The sequence below is a fragment of the Citrobacter sp. RHBSTW-00671 genome, from assembly GCF_014103415.1.
GTDB lineage: Bacteria > Pseudomonadota > Gammaproteobacteria > Enterobacterales > Enterobacteriaceae > Citrobacter.
The window spans coordinates 2,011,181-2,036,120 of sequence record NZ_JABXPR010000001.1 but is presented as its reverse complement, the minus strand read 5'-3'; the positions used below and the strand labels follow the sequence as shown (position 1 = coordinate 2,036,120).

The window sequence follows — 24,940 nt, the reverse complement described above, 5'->3', positions numbered from 1 at the left end:
ATTAGCTCCTTGCCAGATAAATTTGGCCATTTGAAGAAATGCGAGTAGTTAACCTTACAGGGATATCCTGATTATCTATTTCTATCAGCCCATCCAAGCTAAAATTCAACGATAGCACTTCGCGATCGTTTTCAATGATAGCAATATGTGCAGACTTTAAACGCGGTTCGTACTTTTTTATCATTCGTTCTACATTATCTACTATCTGTCTGGTATCGCCTGTTTCTAATGTCCCTGCAAGATTGGTAAAATCAGGCACACCAAAATCATCATCAATAGGAACACTGCCTTGCCGTGTATTGAGTATCCTTTTTAAGTGTTCGACGATTGAGTTAACCAGCATATCAACCTGGACCCAACTATAGGCTCCAGCGGATTCAGCACGATCGCTAGCATAGCTAATTCGCTCTAATAATCGTTGCTCTCTCACGTCAACCACTCCAGATAAGTAAAAAACTGCACAAACCGCGGAATGTGCAGTTTTATATCTACATAAAAACTATGCTTTAGGTGCTAACCAAGAATCTTCCGCTTCGATACCATCTGGTAACCAAGTCCATACAATACGTTCGTATGTTAAGACCAGATCTTCCATCTGACCAATTTGCTTATTCTCTGGTACTAATACGTTTGGTACCCAAGTACGCGCACTCACAAGAACTGCATTCTCCAGCATAATTGTGTAGTACTTTTCTTCCATACCTTTTGGAGAAATACGGTAAAATTCCAGCGTGACATTTTTCAATTGCTCACCAGATGCCAAAGCCTGAAACAGCTTTGGAGAGGATTTATCAATTTCTTTTGTCAACGTCATACCCTGGTGAATACGCTTACCTGCAGGTAAGCCAGTCTGAGGGTTTTTCGGAATATCAACCAGGTGGTCTACAGCTTGAATGAGAATTTTCCCTTCATGTCCGGAAACTTCACTTGACCCTTCAATTTTCCCTTGGTTCACACCTTCCAAGGTCATATAGCATGGCATAGGCATAATAATTCTCCTTTATAAAATGATCACTACATTTATTTATACCAACAAAAATATTTAAAAAATCACTGATATAAATACATTTGACAACGCCTCACATATATTGAGACAAATTATCACTTACCACTATCATGACTTATCCAGCTTACCTACCAATGATAATGTGAAAGAAGCTCCCATATATTTAAAATGCGGACGTACTTTCAAATTCACACCATACCAGCCTGGTTCACCATCAATACTCACAACATTAATTTCTGCCTGTCGCAATGGACGTCGACTACGAACCCCCGCGGCTGGGTTATCCATATCAGCAACATATTGGCGAATCCAGTTGTTTAACTCGGTTTCCAGATCACCGCGTTCTTTCCATGTACCAATATTTTCGCGCTGAATTACTTTTATGTAGTGAGCAAGTCGGCTAACCACGTAAATATAAGGCAACTGAGTTCCCAGTTTATAATTTAATTCAGCACTTTTGCCTTCTTTATCATTACCAAAATATTTTGGTTTTTGACAAGAGTTTGCTGAAAAGAAAGCTGCATTATCGGTATTCTTGCGGATAGATAATGAAATAAACCCTTGTTCTGCTAATTCAAACTCTCTTCTTTCAGAGATCAACACTTCGGTTGGAATCTTCGTCTGGTATTCACCCATTGCTTTGTAATTGTAAATTGGTAAATTTCCAACAACTCCCCCACCCTGAGGCCCGATTACGTTTGCACACCAGCGATATTGCGCAAAACTGTCAGACAGGCAACTGGCGAATGCAAAAGCTGCATTTCCCCACAAGAATTTATCACTACCAGAACTAACATCTTCATTATAAACAAATTTTTTAGCCGGAATGGTGTCTTCACCATAAGGTGTCCGCAATAAAAAATGTGGAAGCGTTAATCCAACAAAGCGCGCATCTTCACTCTCTCTGAATGAATTCCACTTTGTGTATTGAGGTCCTTCAAAAATGGCTTCCAGGTCTTTCAAATTCGGCAACTCAGAAAAACTTTCCACACCAAAGAACTGCGAACTTGCTGCTGCAATGAAAGGTGCGTGAGCCATCGCCGAAATGGAGGCCACAGACTGCAAAAATTTGATATCCTGCGGTCCTGGACCAAATTCGTAATTACCGATGATACTTCCAAAAGGCTGTCCGCCAAACTGACCAAATTCAGCAGTATAAACAATTTTGTACAAACCACTGTTGGTGATATCTGAAGCGTCCTCAAAATCCTCTAATAATTTTTGCTTAGAAACATTAAGAATCTCCAGTCGGTTATTTTCGCGCGTATCAGTGCGGTCGACCAGAAATTTAAGTGAGCGCCACGCAGATTCTATTTTTTGAAAACTCTCATGGTGCATGACGGCATCAACTTGCTGACATAACTTGTTGTCAATTTGTGCGATCATACTGTCAATTAAATTAACACTGACTTTTTCGTCTTTACGAACGGGTTCAAGAAGTTCAGCAACAAAAGCTTTTAGCCCCTGCTTTGCCACCGGATAAGACTCATCTCCCGGCTTAACTCTTGATGTTTCGAGTAATTGCTCTAAAAGCGATCTTTCGTCAACCATTGACAAAGGCTGTGCCTGCATCTGGGTTTCTTCATTACTCATGGAATTACTCCTTGTCCTCAATTCCTAGTTCAGATACTAAGCGTTGCCTGGTTTCTTCATCCTTGACGAGTGACTGAAGTTGCTTCCGGAATTCAGGAAGATTTCCGAGAGGACCTTTCAGCGCCTTTAGCGCATCGCGTAATTCGATCAATTTTTTCAGCTCTGGGATTTGTTCTACTAACGAATCCGGCTCAAAATCATGCAATGATTCAAAATTAAGGTTGACAGCCATACTTGCTTGTTCTTCGCCGTCAGAAGCATTATCAGCAAGCATGTTTGGAACGATCAGCTGCATGCTGATTTCTTGCGCTTTCAGAACATCGCTAAAATTATCTTTATCGATATTAATCGGCTTAATATCCTCAACATTGCGACTGTCATCTTTTAGCGTAAAATCTCCAATTACCAGCTGTTTCAACGGCAATTCAACATCTTCACTTGCGTTACCCGTTGATGAACGGTATACAATATTTACCCTTTCTTTCGGGGCTACAGAACCATTATCTGCCATGTGGTTTCCTATATACTATGTAAAAGAATTTACGGGCAACGTCTTAAGCTATTTTTGCTCTTGCATGAGCTTTAAGTATGTTTCGAAATCGAGCTCTGCTAAACGTTCGGCCCATTTATTTTTGGTATCATGACTACTTCGAGACAAGCCCAAAACAATGACAGGCTCTATCAATGCAGGTTCCCACTCTTTAAGTTCATGTTTATCCGCGATTCTTGTAAGCAATTCTAGTAACATAGAAATATCCGTCTCACTAGAAAACCTGTCTACTAACTTACATATTGCAAAACGAAATTGATATCGTTCTCTTTCACTGCTTGCTGTATCTATTTTATTTTTCAGAAATTTAATGCCTGCATCTAATCGATCATTGGTAACTAATTTTATTGCCTCATGGAAAAACATTTCAATGTCATCTGGCTGTGATTTGGTAACAATATCGCTTTCGACATGATTAAAAGTCGATAACCAGAAACGCGTGCTCTTATCTGCAAATGGCATTTCATCTGAAAACTTTAACAATTCCAGACCCGATAATCGGGAAATAACATACCTGACTTCTTGCTCTATAATTTCTGATGCTTTCTTTGCCTCAGCGCCAAGTTTTGACAGTGCATCAAAACTTGCACGATTTAAATCTAGCCAAAACGGATAAGTTATTAGACGTGCTTCACAAAAATTAATAACATCAATCGGATTGCCTGCATCGTTAATTCTATTGAAGCTTTCAATTTGTTGTGGAGGTGGCGGTGGAATACGCGTGACAGTTTCTATCGCCGGAGGACTATCAACTAAATACGCCCATGCCGCCTGCCTGTTAAGACGATACCACAATGGAAAAATGAAATTTTTTTCCAAACCAGTCACAACAAACCTATTCAGTATTGCAAATATTTCTGATGCTTTCTTTTCTACTGATGAAAGATCATGCCATAAACAGGACTGTGTATCGATATCACCAGCATTGATTGATTCACTGTAAAAATCATTGTTCTCCTCTGCGGTAGTTTTTTCCTCTGCTACTACAGTGTCGTGAACACCAAGATTCTCGACTTCCGAAGAGGGAACATCAATGCTTCTCGCATCCTTAATCCCCTGAGGCGATTCCTGAGGCAATGTGCGAAACAGTCTATACATACGACTAATATTTGGCGCATCATTGTCTTTTTCATACCAAAAGTCTGCTATCCATTTCCAGGTAACCGTCAACTCTGAGATGCACTCTGCCGATATAGTATCGCTCACGCTGGCTAAATCTTTTTCAAGCCGATTGATAAGCCACTCTAACTGATTACGTCTGGCACGTAGTTTATCCACAGGGGGAAACATGCTATCCCAGAAGTAACTCAACAGATCTTTAACAATCAGAGTACCGCAGCAGAGCCCTGTGATCCCCTCAATTCGGTACATTGCGTACAGTAGCCAAGTCGCGACTTTAAAATCCTTCCCCTCTTCCAACAAAATTTCACTACTTTTCTTAGCAATCAGTGCCCAATCAATACTCTCACTGTAAATACTATTTAATTTGTCAATTTCTTGTGAGATGACGTAATATCGATCACCGTATTGAGGCGAAGTGCCAACAGGGTTACTTACACTTATGGGAGTCACCCCAATTTCATTGAGCAGTTCCATATAAATACTTCCTGTCTATGTCCAACTTCCTTTTGGTACTTATTAATTTATATGTCTGTTTTAATGTTTAAAGAAACTTTAAACCGATTTACGGCTGTATTCAATGTCCATTACCCAAACCAGTAACAGATTAGGAAAAGCGCCTGAAAACGCTCATTTTACACACACTAGTCAACTCAGTTAGCTTTCTCATCCGCTTCATTGGACTTTGTTAAATAAATCACTTTCACTCCAAAAATCGTTCATAGAAAAATATAGATTCACGAATAATCAATTAGTTACGAAAAAGGATGAGAGGGGAGCGTTATCAGACAACACATAATCTACTAAAATATAATTTATTCAACAAAGCCACTTCATTGTAAAGTTTCATCACTCCTTAACAGCTCATGATATATTTACATTCTCTTTTACAGAAATATGATCATTCCTCTCAAAATTAGGTTTACTATTCAATATAGTACAACCACCGTGTTTTGTTTTTGCTTTATCATCTTATGGTGCCAGTTTTGCATCATTACGCATATAAAGTGCTTACTTGAGATATAGCTTATATACCCAATAAAGCTCAAGATGAAGATTTAAGCACCTAAAAGTACTCGTTAATTAGGGATGTTAGAGTATCCGTGATATCCGGTAGCATCTGACTAATAAATACAATATTATATATTCACTGAATTTATTGAATATACCTAATTTTTTAGTACCGCGTTGGCTGTCGGCTCCACCATTTCGGGCTTCAGCTTGATTTTCGCTGATATGATGGCCTGCGGTTGCTGATGCAGGCGTAAAGCCTGAACGGTTATAGTTGAATTCCAGCCTTCGGATGCTAAAAGGACAGTTTTACCTCAATAAAGCCGATGAAATTTTGGTTATCTGGAGCTTGAAGGTGGCGCGAATTTTAGTTGGGGAGAAATGTATGGATTCTTCGACTGGGAGAATTTCTACAATGGCCGCCACGCTAAACCCGGCAGTGAACAGCGCTATACCTTCAAAAATACCAACCGTATCTAGTTAGGGTATAACTTCACTGGCAGCGGCTACTGGTTTAAACCCTTCTTTGCCAAACGTTACACCGACCAGACCTACTACACAGGAGATAATGGTTATGTACTGGGTTGGGTTGCCGGATATAGCTTCTCGTTGGGTAGTGAGAAATTCAGTGTGACGAACTGGAATGAGTACGAGTTTGATCGCGATGCGTCCTACGCTGCGGGCAATGGCGGTAAAGATGGCATTAATGGCGCAGTAGCGCTGTGGTGGAATGCGACACCGCGCCTTACCGCAGGAATTCAATATCGCTACGCCGATAATAAACTGGGGGAGTCTTTCCTGCAGGACGGCATTATTTATTCCATCAAATACATATTTTAACCTACCGCACCTGCCCGACTGGCAGGTGCATTTAAATCTGATAGAGCGGATCGCGTGCCCGGCCCGCCGTTAATTCACTGGCCTGCGTTCGCACCACGTCCCACAATGCCTGAGCGGCGGTTGAGAGAGAGCGATTTTTACGCCGTGCCAACATCAGTTGCCGCTCAACGACGGGTGTTAAACGTTTAACCTGTAAATGGCTGCCCTGCGGTAAGGGTAGCGCCAGCGCGGGCAGCACGCTGATACCAATCCCGGCTTCGACCATCGGGAACAGCGTTGCCGGGTGTCCAATCTCCTGTACAATGTTGGCATCAATAGAAAAATGAGACAATGCCGCATCAATCAGCGGTCGGCTACCGGAGGCATAATCCTGCAAAACCAGACGCTCATGCTGCAGATCCTGCCAGTTAATCCATTCCCGGTGAGCTAGCGGGTGATCCTGACGACACAACAACAGAAACGGCTCCGATAGCACCGCTTCACACTGCAGATCGGTCACGGCTCCCGGGTCAATCACGATGCCAAAATCCACTTCCCCCTGACGAATACTCTCCAGTACCCACTGTTGTGGCCGGTCGTGCAGGACAAAATCGATTGCCGGATAAAGTTGATTGCTCTGCGCAATACACTGCGGAATGAGATGCGCAGAAATCGTCTGGCTGGCAGCCACACGCACCGTACCGGTTAACTGCGTACCCACCTGGCCTGCTTCGCGCAGCGTACTGTGCAGTTCATCCAGAATGCGTTCCAGCCGTGCTGCCAGTTGCTGCCCGGCTTCCGTCAGCACCACCTCGCGCGTTGTACGATCCAGTAGCCTGACCCCCGTCTGCCCTTCCAGCTCTTTTACACTATGACTGACCGCCGACTGGCTCAAGCCGATGATATCCCCCGCCCGGCTAAAACTTTTGGCCTGAGCGACGGTGACAAAGATACGTAATTGGCGCAAAGAATAATTCATCGATTCGATTCATATATAGATGCAATAAATCAATTTTATTTCTCAAACGGAAAAACGCAAAATGTTCCTACCGAATTTCAGGAGCTTTTATGAAACTTTTTCGTATCCTTGATCCGTTCACGATAACGCTGATTACCGTCGTTTTATTGGCCTCATTTTTCCCAGCAGAGGGCGGCTTTGTTCCTTTCTTTGAAGGCCTAACCACCGCCGCTATTGCCCTGCTCTTTTTTATGCACGGCGCAAAGCTCTCGCGTGAAGCCATTATTGCCGGCGGTAGCCACTGGCGTTTGCATCTGTGGGTCATGTGCAGCACTTTTGTGGTCTTCCCCGTGCTGGGTGTCCTGTTTGCCTGGTGGGCACCGGTCAACGTTGATCCGATGCTCTACACGGGTTTTCTGTACCTGTGCATTTTGCCTGCCACGGTGCAGTCGGCAATTGCCTTTACGTCACTGGCGGGCGGTAACGTTGCCGCCGCCGTGTGCTCCGCCTCTGCCTCCAGCCTGTTGGGGATTTTCCTCTCGCCGCTGTTGGTCGGACTGGTGATGAATATGCATGGTGCAGAGGGCAGCCTGGAGCAGGTGGGTAAAATCATGCTGCAACTGCTGCTGCCATTTGTGCTTGGGCATCTTTCACGTCCATGGATTGGCGACTGGGTGTCGCGCCATAAAAAATGGATCGCCAAAACGGACCAGTCATCCATTCTGCTGGTGGTTTACTCCGCTTTCAGTGAGGCGGTCGTGAACGGGATCTGGCACAAAGTTGGCGTCGGTTCACTGCTGTTTATTGTGATTGTCAGCCTTGTATTACTGGCCATCGTGATTGGTATCAACGTCTTTGTCGCACGCAAATGCGGCTTCAATAAAGCCGATGAAATTACCATTGTCTTCTGTGGGTCGAAAAAGAGTCTGGCGAACGGGATCCCCATGGCCAATATTCTGTTCCCGACTTCGGTGATTGGTATGATGGTGCTGCCGTTGATGATCTTCCATCAAATCCAGCTGATGGTATGCGCCGTGTTGGCGCGTCGGTATAAGCGCCAGACGGACGCATTGCAGGCGGCGCAGCAGAGTAGCCGCGCCGCGAAGGCTTAAAGCGGGCGTTTCAGGGGCTGTACCAACTGCGTCAGCCCCTCGGTTTTAATCAGCAGCGTGATTTGCATTAGCTCACCCAGTTTACCCGGCGGAAATTCATCTTTGCGGGCAAACCACAACAGATACTCTTCCGGAACGTCAACCAGCCGACGCCCCTTATATTTTCCAAAAGGCATCACGGTGTTGGCGATTTCAACCAGCTGCTCTTTTTCCATCTCAGGCGCCCAGTAAGCGGATCATTTCAGCTTCATCGATCACGGCAATACCCAGCTCCTGTGCTTTTGCCAGCTTCGAACCTGCCGCTTCGCCGGCAATCACCAGATCGGTTTTCTTCGACACGCTGCCGGCCACTTTTGCCCCCAGCTCGGTCAGTCGCGCTTTGGCGTCATCGCGTGACATCAGGCTCAGGCTCCCGGTCAGCACCACCGTTTTGCCCGCGAAGGGGCTGTCGATTTCTTCAGCGTTGATTACCACCGGCGCTGGCCAGTGAATTCCCTGCGCCAAAAGCTGAACAATCACCTCGCGGTTGCTCTCTTCGGCAAAGAAATTAAACACATGGGTCGCTACCACGATGCCGACATCCGGCACTTTTTGCAGCTCTTCAATGGAAGCCGCTTCCAGCGCATCCAGCGTACCGAAATGCGCCGCCAGACCCGCCGCCGTGGCTTCGCCGACTTCGCGAATGCCCAGCGCATACAGGAAACGGGCAAAGGTGGTTTCTTTCGCTTTTTCCAGCGCGTTCACCACGTTTTGCGCCGACTTCGGCCCCATACGATCGAGACCGGTCAGCTTGCCTGCGGTCAACGTGAACAGATCCGCTGGTGTGTGCACGTACTCTTTCTCGACCAGTTGATCGATAATTTTGTCGCCCATACCGTCAACATCCAGCGCACGACGGGAAACGAAGTGTTTCAGCGATTCTTTACGCTGCGCCCCACAGATTAACCCACCGGTGCAGCGAGTCACGGCTTCGCCTTCCACGCGTTCAACGTCAGAGTTGCACACCGGACAATGAGTGGGGAACTCGATTTCGCGCGTATCTTCAGGACGCTCGGACAACACCACGTTAACCACCTGCGGGATCACATCGCCCGCACGACGGATAACGACTTTGTCGCCAATGCGTAACCCCAAACGCTCGATTTCATCGGCATTATGCAACGTCGCGTTACTGACCAGCACGCCAGCCACCTGCACCGGCTCGAGACGGGCGACGGGTGTAATCGCGCCGGTACGCCCGACCTGAAACTCAACGTCGCGAACGAAAGTCATCTGTTCCTGCGCCGGGAACTTAAAGGCTACCGCCCAGCGCGGGGCGCGGGCAACAAAGCCCAGTTGCTCCTGCAACGCCATGGAGTTGACTTTGACAACCACACCATCGATATCGAATCCCAGCGTCGGTCGGTCTTCTTCAACCTGATGATAGTAAGCAAGTACTTCCTCCGGAGAGTCGCAAAGCGTAACTCTGTCGCTCACCGGCAATCCCCACTCTTTAAACTGCAGCAAGCGCCCCAAATGCGTATCGGGCAGTTCGCCGCCCTCCAGCACACCAACGCCATAGCAGAAGAAAGTAAGCGGTCGCTTCGCGGTGATACGCGGATCGAGCTGGCGTAATGATCCTGCCGCCGCATTACGCGGGTTAGCAAACACTTTGTTGCCCGTGCGGCGGGCCTCTTCGTTAATTTTTTCAAACCCGGCCTGCGGCAGGAACACTTCACCGCGCACTTCCAGACGCGTCGGAATATTATCGCCACGCAGTTTTAACGGGATCGCACGAATGGTACGCACGTTCGAGGTAATATCCTCACCCGTAGTACCATCACCACGCGTTGCGGCACTGACCAGCACACCGTTCTCATACAGGATACTGACCGCCAGACCATCCAGCTTCAGCTCACAGCACCAGGTCAGCTTATCCGTGCTCTTCAGTCTGTCCTGAACACGCTTATTGAAAGCGAGAAAACTCTCTTCATCAAACACGTTATCCAGCGACAGCATCGGCACTTCATGACGGATCTGGCTGAACGCCGCCAGAGGTGCGGCACCTACGCGCTGGGTGGGTGAATCGGGCGTGACAAGTTCAGGATGCTGCGCTTCCAGTTCACGCAGTTCGCGCATCAGGCGATCATATTCCGCATCAGGAATTTCCGGCGCATCCATCACATGGTAAAGATACTCATGATGGCGAAGCGTGGTTCGCAGTTCTGTCAGTTGTTGTTCGATTGATTCCATATCGCACCATCAATGATAAAAAACCCCCGACAGGCGGGGGTTCAGAAAGGAGAGGTCACGCCAGAGGAAAATCAGGCGTGAGATTCTTTAACTTCGCGGATGCGGTCCTGATACTCGCGCAGTTTCTGCGGCGTCATCATACGACGTTGATCGTCGAGCACCACACCACCCACTTCATCGGCAATGTGCTGTGCGGACTGCAGCATCAGCTTGAAGTTTTGCAGCTCGTCGCCATAGGACGGAACCTGCATAAAGATAGTGACGCCCGGCGTGCTGAAATTGCCGGTCATCTCAGGGTCAAACGTCCCTGGGTTAACCATATTGGCAAGACTGAACAGCGACGGGCCACTACCATCCGGGCTGAGATGACGATGGAAAATATTCATGTCGCCAAATTTAAAACCCGCCTGCTGAATGCTGTTGAGCAACACTTCACCGTTAAGCTCGCTGCCATGATGCGCCGCGACGTTCATAATGATGACCGCTTCTTTACGCTGCGGTTTTTCAGCAACGGGTGTTTCTTCAACAACCGGTTCAGGCTGCGGTTGCGGTTCAACAACAGGCTCTACTGGCTGGAAGGTCTGCGGTGCAGGTTGTGGCGCTTGCTGCACGGGTTGCTGTACCTGTGGAGCCGCTGGCTGAGGCTGCACCGGTTGCTGCTGTACCGGCTGATGTTGCACCGGTTGTGGCTGTTGTACTGGCTGCTGCGGATGCTGGGCATGCGGCTGCGGTACCTGCGGTGCCTGAGTGGGCTGCTGCGCGTGTTGACGCGGCTGAGCAGACGCATAAGGCGGCTGGTACTGGTGTTGCGGCGACTGAGGAGGAACACCATGTTCCTGAGCGCTGCCGGGAGCATGATTCACACGATGCACGCGGACTTCGCCCACGCCTTCGTCTTCCTCGACGTTGTCGTCGTAGGAATCCTCGTCATCACGTTTAGACTTCATGCGTTTCAGTGGGCGATCGCGGAATATAGAAGACCGTTCTTTACGGCTAGTCCAGAAACCATGTACCAGTAAAGCGATTATGGCGATCGCGCCAACAATGATTAATATCAGACGCAAATCCTGCATCATTATATTCTCTGTTGTTCTAACACCTTGCCACCACGGCAAACATTTACTCACTAAGAGTATTTGCCGATTACGCCAAGTGCAAGTGCACTCTTGGCTTTCACGGCATAAAGATGAATAAAAACGTGCTTTTTGCTGTTTTTTCGAACATTTCTGAACAGCCTAACGCTCAACAACCCGGTAAGATACGCAAAGTTTACCAGAGCTCATATAACAAGGAGTATGTCCTGACCATGGTTTCATCATCTGCAATTGAACCTCGCAGCGGTTTTTATTACTTTTCTCAGGGATGGAAACTCATCACGCAACCGGGAATTCGTCGCTTTGTTATCCTGCCTTTACTAGTGAATATTCTGCTGATGGGCGGCGCATTCTGGTGGCTGTTTACGCAACTGGACAGTTGGATCCCCGCGCTGATGAGCCACGTCCCGAGCTGGCTACAGTGGCTGAGCTATTTGCTATGGCCGATTGTCACTGTCTCCGTGCTACTGGTGTTTGGCTACCTGTTCTCCACCATCGCCAACTGGATTGCCGCACCGTTTAACGGCTTGTTGGCAGAACAACTCGAAGCCCGCCTGACGGGTGCAACACCGCCTGACACTGGCGTTCTTGGCATCATGAAAGATGTGCCGCGTATTATGAAGCGTGAATGGCAAAAGCTGGCGTGGTATCTCCCGCGCGCCTTTGTGTTACTGCTCCTCTATTTTATCCCCGGCGTGGGGCAGACCGTCGCCCCGGTACTGTGGTTCCTGTTCAGTGCGTGGATGCTGGCCATTCAATATTGTGATTATCCGTTCGACAACCACAAAGTGCCCTTTAAAGAGATGCGTATCGCCCTGCGCACACGCAAAGTCACCAACATGCAGTTTGGTGCGCTAACCAGTCTGCTTACGATGATCCCGGTGCTCAATCTGTTCATCATGCCGGTTGCGGTTTGTGGTGCCACGGCGATGTGGGTAGACTGCTACCGTGCTAAACACGCGTTATGGAAGTAATGCAAAAATGTGTAAAACAGGGGGTGCTTATGCCGCCCCTTATTCCATACTGACGTCGAATATTTCCTTTCTGAATATAGATATGCTAAATCCTTACTTCCCCATACTTTCTCAACAGGTATGCTGAAGCGGTATCCCAATTTCATACAGTTAAGGACAGGCCATGAGTAAGATTTTTGAAGACAACTCGCTGACTATCGGTCATACGCCGCTGGTTCGACTGAACCGTATCGGTAACGGACGCATTCTGGCGAAGGTGGAGTCACGTAACCCGAGCTTCAGCGTCAAATGCCGTATCGGTGCCAATATGATTTGGGATGCCGAAAAACGTGGTGTACTGAAGCCGGGCATTGAGTTGGTCGAACCGACCAGCGGTAACACCGGGATCGCGCTGGCCTACGTTGCTGCCGCCCGTGGTTACAAACTCACCCTGACGATGCCAGAAACCATGAGCATTGAGCGTCGCAAGTTGCTGAAGGCATTAGGCGCAAACCTGGTGCTGACCGAAGGCGCGAAAGGCATGAAGGGCGCGATTCAAAAGGCAGAAGAGATTGTTGCCAGCGACCCAGAAAAATTCCTGCTGCTTCAGCAATTCAGCAACCCGGCGAACCCGGAAATCCACGAGAAAACCACCGGTCCGGAAATCTGGGAAGATACCGATGGTCAGGTTGATGTGTTTATCTCTGGCGTAGGTACCGGCGGTACGCTGACCGGGGTGACTCGCTACATTAAAGGGACCAAGGGCAAAACGGACCTCATCACCGTTGCCGTTGAGCCGACAGACTCGCCGGTTATCGCCCAGGCGCTGGCGGGTGAAGAGCTGAAACCGGGTCCGCACAAAATTCAGGGCATTGGCGCAGGCTTCATTCCTGGTAACCTTGACCTGAAGCTTATCGATAAAGTGGTTGCCATCACTAATGATGAAGCGATTTCCACGGCACGCCGCCTGATGGAAGAAGAAGGTATTCTGGCAGGTATCTCTTCAGGTGCTGCGGTTGCGGCCGCGCTTAAGCTCCAGGAAGATGAAACCTTTACCAATAAGAATATAGTGGTTATTCTACCGTCATCGGGTGAGCGTTATCTGAGCACAGCACTGTTTGCCGATCTCTTCACTGAGAAAGAACTGCAACAGTAATGCCAGCATGTTAAATACGCGTAAAAAAGCACCCTTTTGGGTGCTTTTTTGTGGCCTGCTTCAAAGTTTCAACCCACCTGGCATTGATTCAGCCCGCCGGAACTGGTATTTAACCAAACTAATTATTTTGATGCGCGAAATTAATCGTTACAGGAAAAGCGCTAGCTGAATCGATTTTATGATTTGGTTCAACTCTTCCTTTCGCGGCATAATGTTTAATGACGAACGAAACGTCAGCGGCAAGAAGTTGCCAGCAACGGATTGCACCGAACTCCTTTTGTGTCGCGTCCTGTTTACGTCGACGCTAACAATACAGGCTAAAGTTGAACCGCCAGGCTAGACTTTAGTTCCACAACACTAAACCTATAAGTTGGGGAAATATAATGTTCCAGCAAGAAGTTACCATTACCGCTCCGAACGGTCTGCATACTCGCCCTGCTGCTCAATTTGTTAAAGAAGCAAAAGGCTTTACGTCTGAAATCACTGTGACTTCCAACGGCAAAAGCGCTAGCGCAAAAAGCCTGTTTAAGCTGCAGACTCTGGGCCTGACTCAGGGCACCGTTGTTACCCTTTCCGCAGAAGGCGAAGACGAGCAGAAAGCAGTTGAGCATCTGGTTAAACTGATGGCTGAACTCGAGTAAGTTCAACGAGTTCTTTTAAATATCAGTCACAAGTAAGGTAGGGTTATGATTTCAGGCATTTTAGCATCCCCGGGTATCGCTTTCGGCAAGGCACTGCTGCTGAAAGAAGACGAAATCGTCATTGACCGGAAAAAAATTTCTGCCGACAAGGTTGATCAGGAAGTTGAACGTTTTCTGAGCGGTCGTGCCAAGGCATCTGCGCAACTGGAAGCGATCAAAACCAAAGCTGGTGAAACATTCGGTGAAGAAAAAGAAGCCATCTTTGAAGGGCATATTATGCTGCTCGAAGATGAGGAGCTGGAGCAGGAAATCATAGCCCTGATTAAAGATAAGCACATGACGGCTGACGCAGCTGCGCATGAGATTATCGAAGGTCAGGCCACAGCCCTGGAAGAGCTGGATGATGAATACCTGAAAGAACGTGCGGCTGACGTACGTGACATCGGTAAACGCCTGCTGCGTAACATCCTGGGTCTGGCAATTATCGACCTGAGCGCTATCCAGGAAGAAGTAATCCTGGTTGCCGCTGACTTGACTCCGTCAGAAACCGCACAGCTGAACCTCGAGAAGGTGCTGGGTTTCATCACTGACGCAGGTGGACGTACCTCTCATACCTCAATCATGGCGCGTTCTTTGGAACTGCCTGCCATCGTAGGTACCGGTAGCGTCACCTCTCAGGTGAAAAACGACGACTATCTGATTCTGGATGCCGTAAACAATCAGGTTTACGTCAACCCAACTAACGACGTTATCGAACAACTGCGTGCCGTTCAGGAGCAGGTTGCTACCGAGAAAGCGGAACTCGCTAAGCTGAAAGATCTGCCCGCTATCACGCTGGACGGTCACCAGGTTGAAGTGTGTGCCAACATCGGTACCGTTCGTGACGTTGAAGGCGCTGAGCGTAACGGCGCTGAAGGCGTGGGTCTGTATCGTACCGAATTCCTGTTCATGGACCGTGAATCGCTGCCGACTGAAGAAGAACAGTTTGCTGCGTATAAAGCCGTTGCTGAAGCGTGTGGCTCTCAGGCGGTTATCGTACGTACCATGGACATCGGCGGCGATAAAGAACTGCCGTACATGAATTTCCCGAAAGAAGAGAACCCGTTCCTGGGCTGGCGTGCCGTGCGTATCGCGATGGATCGTAAAGAGATCCTGCGTGACCAGGTTCGCGCAATCCTGCGTGCCTCTGCTTTCGGCAAACTGCGCATCATGTTCCCGATGATTATCTCTGTTGAAGAAGTGCGCGCGCTGCGCAAAGAGATCGAAATCTACAAACAGGAACTTAGGCTCGAAGGTAAAGCATTTGACGAAAGCATTGAGATTGGCGTGATGGTGGAAACACCGGCTGCGGCAACAATTGCGCGTCATTTAGCCAAAGAAGTTGATTTCTTTAGTATCGGCACCAATGATTTAACGCAGTACACCCTGGCAGTTGACCGTGGTAATGATATGATTTCACACCTTTACCAACCGATGTCGCCATCTGTTCTGACGCTGATCAAGCAAGTTATTGATGCTTCTCATGCTGAAGGCAAATGGACCGGCATGTGTGGTGAGCTTGCAGGCGACGAACGTGCTACACTTCTGTTGCTGGGGATGGGTCTGGACGAATTCTCTATGAGCGCCATTTCTATCCCGCGCATTAAGAAGATTATCCGTAACACGAACTTCGAAGATGCGAAGGTGTTAGCAGAGCAGGCTCTTGCTCAACCGACAACGGACGAGTTAATGACGCTGGTTAACAAGTTCATTGAAGAAAAAACAATCTGCTAATCCACGAGATGCGGCCCAATTTACTGCTTAGGAGAAGATCATGGGTTTGTTCGATAAACTGAAATCTCTGGTTTCTGATGATAAGAAAGACACCGGAACTATTGAGATTATAGCTCCGCTCTCTGGCGAGATCGTCAACATCGAAGACGTGCCGGATGTAGTTTTTGCTGAAAAAATCGTTGGTGATGGCATCGCTATCAAACCAACCGGTAACAAAATGGTTGCTCCTGTTGATGGCACCATCGGCAAAATCTTTGAAACCAACCATGCGTTCTCTATCGAATCTGATAGCGGCATTGAGCTGTTCGTTCACTTCGGTATTGATACCGTTGAACTGAAAGGCGAAGGCTTCAAGCGTATCGCTGAAGAAGGTCAACGCGTTAAAGTGGGCGACCCGGTTATTGAATTCGATCTGCCGCTGCTGGAAGAAAAAGCCAAGTCTACCCTGACGCCGGTTGTTATCTCCAACATGGACGAAATCAAAGAACTGATCAAACTGTCCGGTAGCGTGACCGTGGGTGAAACCCCGGTTATCCGCATCAAGAAGTAATTCTTGCGTAGGCCGGATAAGGCGTTTACGCCGCCATCCGGCAATCAGGCTGTACCTTGCCGGATGGCGCTACGCTTATCCGGCCTACGAAGAACGCTGTAACGTGGGCCAGATAAGGCGTATGCACCGCCATCCAGCATTAAATTTGTGAGGTGACCGGTCGGTAACACGCCTCGCGCATCAGGATTTTCATGCCTTCCGGCCCGCTTTCCAGCATCCGCCGTTCCGAATCCGCCACTAACAGTTCACAATCATAGCCACCCGTAATACCAAACATCGCTCGTGCCACGCAGATATCTTCCAGCGCTGCAGCCCCGCTGGTGTCAAAATGTCCAACGATGCGCCCATGCTGACGCACCACCAGTCGATAACTCTTCATCGCGCCTCCCCTGCCGGTGGCAGAATTAACTCATCACAACCGCACAAGTGCGTCCATGTCATCACTTCCAGCACGCGCTGTGCAGCATCGTGCGTGGCAGCAGTGAGTGGTTTCCCCAGCACAATACCGCTCACCAGTTCAGCGCAGAACAGATCGCCGGTCCCTTTCAGGTCCGTTTTCACCCGCGGATGGGCCAGCACCTCAACCGTTTCAGCCGTCACGACGGCAACCTGAATGACCTCCTCGGTTTCTCCCGATGCGCTGGTAATTACCACCCATTTCAGCGTATCGGTGAGCAGCGATTTGGCTGCCGATATCGCTTCATCCAGCGTGCGACACGGTTTACCGCTCAACATCTGCAGCTCAAACACGTTTGGCGTCAGTCCCTGTGCCAGCGGTAGCAGATGTTTGCGATACGCCTCCGGTATTTCGGCCTTTACGTACATGCCGCTGTCCGTATCGCCAATCACCGGATCGACCAGAATACACAGATCCGGGTGGGTAGCCCGAACGGTCTCCAGCCACTGTGCCAGCAGAGCGATTTGTTCCGCACTGCCCATATACCCCGTGGTCACCGCTTTTAGCTCACGTAACGTATCGCGTTCATTTAAGGCGCGAAGATAGCCGCTAAACCAGTCGGCCGGGATAACACCGCCATAAAAGGTCTCATAATGCGGTGTATTGCTGAACAGCACCGTTGGGATTGCGGTGACGCGTAATCCCTGCGCTTTGATGGCCGGGACGGCGATACTGTTGCCTACGCTGCCATACACCACCTGTGACTGGACGGCGACGATATCGGTTTGTAACGCCCGATGCTTGTCGTCGAAGAGCACTGACTGTATTTCACTCTCCTGCTGCATAAACTTCTCCTCTCACTGGACAACGGGCTATCGCCTCACTATTATCGTCATATGCTAAAATTCATTTTGTCATAGGTCAATAATGATCGACGGAAAAACCGCTAACGAAATTTTTGACAGTATTCGTCAACATGTCGCTACAGGCACCCTCGCCTCAGGCGAAACGCTTCCGCCAGTGCGCGAGCTGGCGACGACATTGAACGTCAACCGCAATACTGTCGCGGCGGCTTATAAACGGCTGGTCACCTCCGGGCTGGCACTCAGTCTTGGGAGAAACGGGACGGTAATAAAAGGAATTTCCTCCCCTATCGCGCTGGAGGGAGGGAACCCGGATACCCCACTTACCGACCTTTCCGGCGGTAACCCTGCGCCGACTTGTCTCCCCGATCTCAGTCGTTATTTCGCGCAAATAAATAAGAATCCACGTCTGTATGGCGATGCCGTCGTATCGCCTGAGCTTAAAACCTGGGCCACACGTTGGATGCAGGATGCCCTCCCTGGCGTGGGGGAAATTGATATCACCAGCGGTGCTATTGATGCCATTGAACGACTACTGTGCGCCCATTTATTGCCGGGCGATAGCGTCGCGGTAGAAGATCCCTGCTTTTTAAGTAGCATCAATATGTTGCGTTATGCGGGATTCTCAGCAAGCCCGGTCACCGTAGACAACGAAGGTATGCAACCCGACATGCTGGAGGCGGCGTTACAGAGAGGGGCGCGGGCAGTGATCCTGACGCCGCGGGCCCACAACCCGACGGGATGTAGCCTGAGTGCCTCACGCGCCGCCCAGTTACAAAAAATCCTGGCCCGCTATCCGCAGGTGCTGGTGATTGTCGACGACCACTTTGCGCTGCTGTCCGCTTCCCGCTGGCACCCGGTGATTGCCACGCAAACCACGCACTGGGCTGTCGTCCGTTCAATGTCGAAAACATTAGGCCCGGACTTACGTCTTGCCATCGTTGCCAGCGATCCGGTCACTTCAGCAAAACTGCGGTTACGACTCAACGCCGGCAGTCAGTGGGTCAGCCATCTGCTGCAGGATTTAGCCTGCGCTTGCCTGAGTGACGAGGAGTATCAACGTAAGCTGGTGCAGACTCAGCGGTTTTACGCAAAACAGCAGCAAAAACTGACCACCGCTCTCAGAGGATATGGCATTGATCTGCCCGTCGGTGATGGTCTGAATCTGTGGCTGCCCCTGGCGCACCACAGTCAATCACTTGCTTTTGCCCTGGCAAAATCCGGTTGGCTGGTACGCGAAGGTGAGGTGTTTGGTGTGAATACACCATCGCACGGTCTGCGCATTACGCTGTCGACCTTAAACGACAGCGATATTCATAAGCTGGCGGCTGATATTCATCAGGCGCAAAAGCGCTAACAGGAGAGAAAAAGTGCGAGTTCATTTTGTTATTCATGAGTCTTTTGAATCTGCTGGCGCGTATCTGCCGTGGGCAGAACAGCGTGGCTATACCATCACCTGGTCACGGGTTTACGCCGGAGAATCGGTTCCCGCCAATGCTGATGGGTTCGATATGCTGGTCGTCTTTGGTGGCCCGCAATCTCCACGCACCACGCTGGCAGAGTGCCCGTATTTTGACTCTCAGGCCGAACAGCATCTGATCAATCAGGCGATTTCAACACGCAAAATTGTGGTGGGGATCTGCTTAGGCTCACAGCTAATTGGCGAAGCGCTGGGCGCGAAGGTGTGTCAAAGCCCGGAAAAAGAGATTGGTCATTATCCCATTACACTGACTGAAGCAGGTAAAGCACACCCGCTGATCGCCCACTTTGGATCGCCGCTGATGGTCGGTCACTGGCACAACGACATGCCTGGATTAACCGATCAGGCGACCATTCTGGCGACAAGTGAAGGCTGTCCGCGACAAATCGTGCAATACGGTAATTTTATCTATGGCTTCCAGTGTCATATGGAATTCACCGCCGAGGCAATCGAGGGGCTGATTCAGCATTCAGAACAAGAGTTAGCAGAGGCCAAAGGAAAACGCTTTATCCGCTCTGTCGCCGAAATGCGCGAATGGGATTACCAGCAGATGAATGAAAAACTGTGGCAGTTCCTGGATAAACTGGTAGAGAACCGTAACGATTAATCATTGAAGGCCGGATAAAACACGCAACGTCTTATCCGGCGATCGTGTCGTCTGTTTGCCTGATGGCGCGACGCTTATCAGGCCAACAAATTAGATCCCTGCGCCCTGGTTGAAGTGCTCTTCACCAAAAACGCCGGTCGAAAGGTAGCGATCGCCGCGATCGCAGATGATCGCCACCACCACAGCGCCGGGTGTAGCACGCGCCACGCGTAACGCCCCCGCCACCGCGCCGCCAGAACTGACACCGCAGAAAATGCCTTCACGAACCGCCAGCTCACGCATGGTTTTCTCGGCATCGTTCTGATGAATATCCAGTACCTCATCCACCAGCGAAGCGTTAAAAATCCCCGGCATATACTCCGCAGGCCAGCGGCGAATCCCCGGAATACTGCTGCCCTCTTCCGGCTGCAGACCAACAATAGTCACCACATTGTCCTGCTCGCGCAGAAAACGCGACACGCCGGTAATGGTGCCGGTGGTGCCCATACTGGAGACAAAATGAGTGATACGGCCTGAGGTTTGTTGCCAGATTTCCGGGCCGGTTGTGGTGTAATGCGCATACGGGTTATCAGGATTGTTAAACTGATCGAGCAACGTACCTTCACCGCGCTGGGCCATCTCCAGGGCTAAGTCACGCGCCCCTTCCATGCCCTGCTCTTTGGTCACCAGTATCAGTTCAGCCCCGTAAGCCCGCATCGCCGCACGCCGCTCCTGACTCATGTTGTCTGGCATCAGCAGCTTCATGCGATAGCCTTTCAGCGCGGCGATCATCGCCAGCGCAATGCCGGTATTCCCGCTGGTTGCTTCAATCAGTACATCGCCCGGCTGAATTTCTCCGCGTTTCTCCGCTTCGACAATCATCGACAGCGCAGCCCTGTCTTTCACCGAGCCCGCGGGATTATTCCCTTCCAGTTTGACCCAAATTTCACTGCCGTTATCCGGCGCAAGGCGCTGCAGTTTCACCAGAGGCGTATTGCCAATCGTTTGTTCTAATGTGTTCACGTTTTCAGCTCAATAAAATGCCGGGTGGCGCTACGCTTACCCGGCCTACAGGTCATACTTTAGCCCGTAAGCCCGGTAAGCGCAGCGCCACCGGGAGATAACGATGCGAATTAACCTATCAGGCCGATTGCGCCAGGGCAAGTTCCGCTTCACGCGTTTCAATGCGCTGATCACCATTGTACAGACGTGCATTTTGCAGCCCGACAAACAGACGTTCGCCACGAGCTGGGGAATCATCTCCCTGCATGACCACTGTCAGCGGTTCGTTATACCACCCCAGTGGCTGCACAACTAATTGGGTGTAGTGACCTTTCGGGCTGGCTTCCAGCACCTGTACCGGCAACGGGGAATCCAGGCTGGTACGACGGCTGACGTCCACTTCCCACGGGCGCAAGAACAGGTCGACCGGCCCTTGATACGCTGGCGTATAACCCAATGGCCAACGGTGTGCGCCGACATGGAACTGTCCGCCACGAATCGTCCCCTGCAGACGGTTAACCTCACCCATAAATTCCAGCACAAAGCGGGTAGCCGGTTCGCGCCATACCTGATCCGGCGCATCGGCTTGTTCAATATGTCCCTGGCTCATTACCACCACGCGATCGGCCACTTCCGTCGCCTCTTCCTGATCGTGGGTAACAAACACGCTGGTGAATTTTAGTTCTTCGTGTAACTGACGCAGCCAGCGACGCAGCTCTTTACGCACCTGAGCATCAAGTGCACCAAACGGCTCATCGAGTAGCAGGATCTGCGGTTCCACCGCCAGCGCTCGTGCCAGCGCCACACGCTGTTTTTGCCCACCGGAAAGCTGCGCCGGAAAACGATCCGCCAGATGGGCAAGCTGAACCATCTCCAGAAGTTTGGTCACTTTTGCTTTGATGGCCGCCGCATTCGGGCGTTCACGCCGTGGCAGGACCGTCAGACCAAACGCGATATTGTCGAAAACGGTCATATGGCGAAATAGCGCATAGTGCTGGAACACGAACCCCACTTTACGGTCGCGAGCATGCAAACGGCTGACGTCGGTACCGTGAAAACGGATATGCCCGCTGGACTGATGCTCCAGCCCGGCAATAATGCGCAGCAGCGTGGTTTTGCCCGAGCCGGACGGCCCCAGCAGCGCAACCATCTGACCTGAAGGAATATCCAGCGAGATATCGTTCAGCACCTGGGTGCGACCAAAAGACTTCTTAATATTGGCAATCTCAATGCTCATGATTTTCCTCCTGCTGCGCGCGTTTTTCCTGGTTCTCCAGACGCCATTGCAACATGCTCTTCAAAAACAGGGTAATAATCGCCATCAGCGTTAATAGCGCCGCGGCGGTAAAGGAGCCGACCGTGTTGTAGTCCTGCTCCAGTAATTCAATCTGTAATGGCAACGATAAGGTTTCGCCGCGAATCGAGCCGGAAACCACCGACACCGCACCAAACTCACCAATCGCACGGGCATTGGTCAACACCACACCGTACAGCAATGCCCAACGGATATTCGGCAGCGTCACGCGTCGGAACATCTGCCAGCCGGACGCGCCGAGTAAAACCGCCGCTTCGTCTTCATTACTGCCCTGGCTCAACATCACGGGCACCAGTTCGCGCACCACAAACGGACAGGTTACAAAGACCGTAACCAGCACCATGCCCGGCCAGGCAAACATGATTTGCAGGTTATGTTCATCCAGCCAACCGCCGAGTGGGCCGTTAGAACCGTAAAACAGCAGATACACCAGACCAGCAACAACCGGCGACACAGCAAACGGAATGTCCAGTAGCGTCAGCAACAACTGGCGACCCGGAAAGTTAAAGCGGGTCACCAGCCAGGCCAGCAAGACACCAAACACCAGATTCACCGGCACTGCGATCAGTGCGATCAACACCGTAAGCCAGATGGCATGCAGCATGTCCGGGTTAGCCAGATTCTGTAATACCGGCAGTAACCCCTTACTGAACGCCTGCACGAAGATATAGATCATCGGCACCAGCAAAATAAACGCGGACACCAGCATGCCCGTGCCAATCAGAAACCATTTCCCCCAGTTGATGCGGGGCGCCCCATAGCGTTTCAATTGGGTAATCTCTGCCATCAGTGACCTACCACGCGTCGACCAAAGCGACTCTGCAGGGTGTTAATCGAAAACAGCAGCAACAACGAAGCCCCAAGGATTACTGACGCAATCGCGCTGGCGGCCGGGTAGTCAAACTCCTGCAAGCGAACAAAAATCATCAGCGAGGTCACTTCCGTTTTCCACGCAATATTCCCGGCGATAAAGATAACCGCGCCAAATTCGCCTAAACTACGGGTGAATGAGAGCGCGACACCGGCAACCAGCGCAGGTGATAACTCTGGCAGCACCACTTTGCGAAAACTCTGCCAACGCGTAGCACCCAGCGTCTCCGCCGCTTCTTCATACTCCGGACCTAACTCTTCCAGCACCGGCTGTACGGTACGTACCACAAACGGAATGCTGGTAAAGGCCATTGCCACCGCGATACCCAGCCAGGTGTAAGTGACCTTAATATCCAGTTTCGCCAGCCATTCGCCGTAGAAACCGTTAACCGAAAACAGTGACGCCAGCGTCAGACCCGCTACCGCCGTAGGCAGCGCAAACGGCAGATCCATCAGCGCATCCAGCAGCGTGCGTCCCGGAAAACGATAGCGGGTTAAGATCCACGCCATCAACAGACCAAACACGCCGTTAAAAATCGACGCCACAAATGCTGACAGCAGCGTGACTTTATAGGCCGCCACGACCTGCGGGTTAGTAATCACATCCCAATATTGCGCCCAGCTCATTTGCGCCAGTTGCATTACCAGCGCACTAAGCGGTAACAGCAATATCAGGCACACAAACAGTAAGCTGGTACCCAGACTTAAGGTAAAGCCGGGCAGCACGCGTCGGGAAGAAACAGCGAACATTTACTTGCGCCCCGCCGCCAACAGTTTGTCCAGCTCACCGCCGCTGACAAAGTGTGTTTTCATCACTTCAGGCCAGGAGCCGAACTTGTCTTCTACGCGGAACAATTCAGTCTGCGGGAATTTATCTTGCAGCTTGTCCATGACCTGTGGGTTATTCACACGGTAGTAATAGTCGGTGATGATGGTTTGCGCCTGCGGGCTGTACAGCCAGTTCAGATACGCTTTAGCCGCTTTCTCTGTCCCGTTGGCCTGCACATTCTTATCTACCCAGGCAACCGGGAATTCGGCAAGAATATTGGTTTTCGGAATAACAACCTCAAAACCCTGCGCTTCATACTGCTTGCGAATGTTATTCACTTCTGACTCGAAGCTGATCAATACGTCACCGAGCCCACGCTCGGCAAAAGTGGTGGTCGCGCCGCGGCCGCCGGTATCAAACACTTCGACATTTTGCAGGAACTGGGTCATAAACTGTTCGGTTTTGGCTTTATCGCCGCCGTCTGCTTTATCCGCAGCGCCCCACGCCGCTAAATAGGTGTAGCGCGCATTCCCGGACGTTTTCGGGTTCGGGAAGATAAGCTTGACGTCAGAACGAATAAGGTCATTCCAGTCGTGAATATTTTTAGGGTTTCCTTTACGCACCAGGAATCCCATTGTGGAATAGAACGGTGAACTGTTGTTCGGCAGACGGGATTGCCAGTCGGCCGGGATCAGCTTGCCTTTGTCGTGCAGGATCTGCACGTCGGTCACCTGGTTATAGGTCACCACATCGGCTTTCAGTCCCTGTAAAATCGCCAGCGCCTGTTTTGATGACCCGGCATGAGATTGTTTTATCGTCAGTTTATCGCCGCCGTTCTCCTTCGCCCACTGCTGTTCAAACGGGGGATTAAGGGCGGCAAACAGCTCGCGAGACACATCGTATGAACTGTTCAACAGCTCTGTTGCCTGCGCCTGCCCCATCACCAGCAGCAGCGCCGCCAGCGTCAGGGTTCTTTTTTTCAGTAAGTTAACGGCCATTGCGCACCCTTATAAATTAAATGACTTTCTTATGGTCATCATATTTATAACCAGTGCTAAAGGAGTAACGGTTTTATATACCGTTTGATGATT

General features: G+C 50.2%; 24 protein-coding genes and 1 pseudogene. 9 read left to right on the top strand and 16 right to left on the bottom strand.

What is annotated here, in order from left to right; all coding sequences use genetic code 11:
• Position 1 precedes the first annotated feature (1 nt).
• The 5 genes from tssE to tssA form a co-directional block, all read right to left on the bottom strand.
• Positions 2–430 carry a type VI secretion system baseplate subunit TssE gene (tssE, locus tag HV261_RS09630; protein WP_202038134.1) on the bottom strand — a complete coding sequence of 143 codons (429 nt, stop codon included), beginning with the start codon at positions 428–430 and terminating at the stop codon, positions 2–4.
• Positions 431–499: 69 nt separating this feature from the next.
• Positions 500–988: an Hcp family type VI secretion system effector gene (locus tag HV261_RS09625; protein ID WP_202038133.1), complete on the bottom strand. Its 489-nt coding sequence runs from the start codon at positions 986–988 to the stop codon at positions 500–502.
• Between the two features lie 126 nt (positions 989–1,114).
• The gene (gene tssC, locus HV261_RS09620; protein WP_202038132.1) at positions 1,115–2,599 is read right to left on the bottom strand and encodes a type VI secretion system contractile sheath large subunit; all 1,485 of its coding nucleotides are present in this window, start codon (positions 2,597–2,599) and stop codon (positions 1,115–1,117) included.
• A 4-nt stretch (positions 2,600–2,603) separates the two neighbouring features.
• Positions 2,604–3,110, bottom strand: a complete 507-nt coding sequence (tssB, locus tag HV261_RS09615; protein ID WP_202038131.1) for a type VI secretion system contractile sheath small subunit — start codon at positions 3,108–3,110, stop codon at positions 2,604–2,606.
• A 48-nt stretch (positions 3,111–3,158) separates the two neighbouring features.
• A complete protein-coding gene (tssA, locus tag HV261_RS09610) occupies positions 3,159–4,745 on the bottom strand; it encodes a type VI secretion system protein TssA (RefSeq protein ID WP_202038130.1) in 1,587 nt (528 codons plus the stop codon).
• An 864-nt stretch (positions 4,746–5,609) separates the two neighbouring features.
• Between tssA and HV261_RS09605 the strand changes: the two are divergent.
• A pseudogene (locus HV261_RS09605) lies at positions 5,610–6,119 on the top strand (outer membrane protein OmpK); the annotation flags it as partial.
• A gap of 31 nt (positions 6,120–6,150) precedes the next feature.
• Here the strand turns inward: HV261_RS09605 and HV261_RS09600 are convergent.
• Entirely contained in the window at positions 6,151–7,077 is a 927-nt protein-coding gene (locus HV261_RS09600) for a LysR family transcriptional regulator (RefSeq protein WP_202038129.1), read from the bottom strand.
• 89 nt (positions 7,078–7,166) lie between these two features.
• Here HV261_RS09600 and HV261_RS09595 point away from each other — a divergent pair, with 89 nt between their 5' ends.
• A complete protein-coding gene (locus tag HV261_RS09595; RefSeq protein ID WP_202038128.1) occupies positions 7,167–8,168 on the top strand; it encodes a bile acid:sodium symporter family protein in 1,002 nt (333 codons plus the stop codon).
• On the opposite strand, the gene HV261_RS09590 is transcribed toward HV261_RS09595, so the two are convergent.
• The 3 genes from HV261_RS09590 to zipA form a co-directional block, all read right to left on the bottom strand.
• Complete coding sequence (locus HV261_RS09590) at positions 8,165–8,383, bottom strand: DUF3820 family protein (RefSeq protein ID WP_202038127.1); 219 nt, start codon at positions 8,381–8,383, stop codon at positions 8,165–8,167. The two genes, HV261_RS09595 and HV261_RS09590, sit on opposite strands and share 4 nt — an antisense overlap.
• Before the next feature lies 1 nt (position 8,384).
• A complete protein-coding gene (gene ligA, locus HV261_RS09585) occupies positions 8,385–10,400 on the bottom strand; it encodes an NAD-dependent DNA ligase LigA (RefSeq protein WP_202038126.1) in 2,016 nt (671 codons plus the stop codon).
• A gap of 71 nt (positions 10,401–10,471) precedes the next feature.
• The gene (zipA, locus tag HV261_RS09580) at positions 10,472–11,476 is read right to left on the bottom strand and encodes a cell division protein ZipA (protein ID WP_202038125.1); all 1,005 of its coding nucleotides are present in this window, start codon (positions 11,474–11,476) and stop codon (positions 10,472–10,474) included.
• Between the two features lie 230 nt (positions 11,477–11,706).
• On the opposite strand from zipA, the gene cysZ reads away from it, so the two are divergent.
• The 5 genes from cysZ to crr all read left to right on the top strand — a co-directional run bounded on the left by cysZ (position 11,707) and on the right by crr (position 16,567).
• The gene (gene cysZ, locus HV261_RS09575; RefSeq protein ID WP_202038124.1) at positions 11,707–12,468 is read left to right on the top strand and encodes a sulfate transporter CysZ; all 762 of its coding nucleotides are present in this window, start codon (positions 11,707–11,709) and stop codon (positions 12,466–12,468) included.
• 163 nt (positions 12,469–12,631) lie between these two features.
• Complete coding sequence (gene cysK, locus HV261_RS09570) at positions 12,632–13,603, top strand: cysteine synthase A (RefSeq protein WP_164562557.1); 972 nt, start codon at positions 12,632–12,634, stop codon at positions 13,601–13,603.
• Between the two features lie 383 nt (positions 13,604–13,986).
• The gene (gene ptsH, locus HV261_RS09565; RefSeq protein ID WP_002913505.1) at positions 13,987–14,244 is read left to right on the top strand and encodes a phosphocarrier protein Hpr; all 258 of its coding nucleotides are present in this window, start codon (positions 13,987–13,989) and stop codon (positions 14,242–14,244) included.
• Positions 14,245–14,289: 45 nt separating this feature from the next.
• The gene (gene ptsI, locus HV261_RS09560; protein ID WP_137384722.1) at positions 14,290–16,017 is read left to right on the top strand and encodes a phosphoenolpyruvate-protein phosphotransferase PtsI; all 1,728 of its coding nucleotides are present in this window, start codon (positions 14,290–14,292) and stop codon (positions 16,015–16,017) included.
• A 40-nt stretch (positions 16,018–16,057) separates the two neighbouring features.
• Positions 16,058–16,567, top strand: a complete 510-nt coding sequence (crr, locus tag HV261_RS09555; RefSeq protein ID WP_008803873.1) for a PTS glucose transporter subunit IIA — start codon at positions 16,058–16,060, stop codon at positions 16,565–16,567.
• Positions 16,568–16,706: 139 nt separating this feature from the next.
• Here crr and HV261_RS09550 read toward each other — a convergent pair whose 3' ends face one another.
• Together HV261_RS09550 and pdxK are read right to left on the bottom strand one after the other, a co-directional pair.
• Positions 16,707–16,946 carry a cytoplasmic protein gene (locus HV261_RS09550; RefSeq protein WP_202038123.1) on the bottom strand — a complete coding sequence of 80 codons (240 nt, stop codon included), beginning with the start codon at positions 16,944–16,946 and terminating at the stop codon, positions 16,707–16,709.
• Positions 16,943–17,809, bottom strand: a complete 867-nt coding sequence (gene pdxK / locus HV261_RS09545) for a pyridoxine/pyridoxal/pyridoxamine kinase (protein WP_202038122.1) — start codon at positions 17,807–17,809, stop codon at positions 16,943–16,945. Before pdxK ends, HV261_RS09550 begins: the two co-directional genes overlap by 4 nt.
• Positions 17,810–17,891: 82 nt before the next feature.
• Between pdxK and ptsJ the strand changes: the two genes are divergently transcribed.
• Entirely contained in the window at positions 17,892–19,184 is a 1,293-nt protein-coding gene (gene ptsJ, locus HV261_RS09540; protein ID WP_202038121.1) for a MocR-like B6 salvage transcription factor PtsJ, read from the top strand.
• 13 nt (positions 19,185–19,197) lie between these two features.
• Positions 19,198–19,914 carry a type 1 glutamine amidotransferase gene (locus tag HV261_RS09535; protein WP_202038120.1) on the top strand — a complete coding sequence of 239 codons (717 nt, stop codon included), beginning with the start codon at positions 19,198–19,200 and terminating at the stop codon, positions 19,912–19,914.
• Positions 19,915–20,004: 90 nt separating this feature from the next.
• On the opposite strand, the gene cysM is transcribed toward HV261_RS09535, so the two are convergent.
• The 5 genes from cysM to cysP form a co-directional block, all read right to left on the bottom strand.
• On the bottom strand, positions 20,005–20,916 hold the full coding sequence (cysM, locus tag HV261_RS09530; RefSeq protein WP_202038119.1) for a cysteine synthase CysM: 912 nt from the start codon (positions 20,914–20,916) through the stop codon (positions 20,005–20,007).
• A 118-nt stretch (positions 20,917–21,034) separates the two neighbouring features.
• Positions 21,035–22,132: a sulfate/thiosulfate ABC transporter ATP-binding protein CysA gene (gene cysA / locus HV261_RS09525; RefSeq protein ID WP_137384728.1), complete on the bottom strand. Its 1,098-nt coding sequence runs from the start codon at positions 22,130–22,132 to the stop codon at positions 21,035–21,037.
• Positions 22,122–22,997 (bottom strand): sulfate/thiosulfate ABC transporter permease CysW, encoded by an 876-nt coding sequence (gene cysW / locus HV261_RS09520; protein WP_202038118.1) that lies wholly within the window; start codon positions 22,995–22,997, stop codon positions 22,122–22,124. The genes cysA and cysW overlap by 11 nt, the downstream gene beginning before the upstream one ends.
• Positions 22,997–23,830 (bottom strand): sulfate/thiosulfate ABC transporter permease CysT, encoded by an 834-nt coding sequence (cysT, locus tag HV261_RS09515; RefSeq protein WP_003038061.1) that lies wholly within the window; start codon positions 23,828–23,830, stop codon positions 22,997–22,999. The genes cysW and cysT overlap by 1 nt, the downstream gene beginning before the upstream one ends.
• Positions 23,831–24,847, bottom strand: a complete 1,017-nt coding sequence (gene cysP / locus HV261_RS09510; RefSeq protein WP_202038117.1) for a thiosulfate/sulfate ABC transporter substrate-binding protein CysP — start codon at positions 24,845–24,847, stop codon at positions 23,831–23,833. It abuts the gene before it with no gap.
• Positions 24,848–24,940 lie beyond the last annotated feature (93 nt).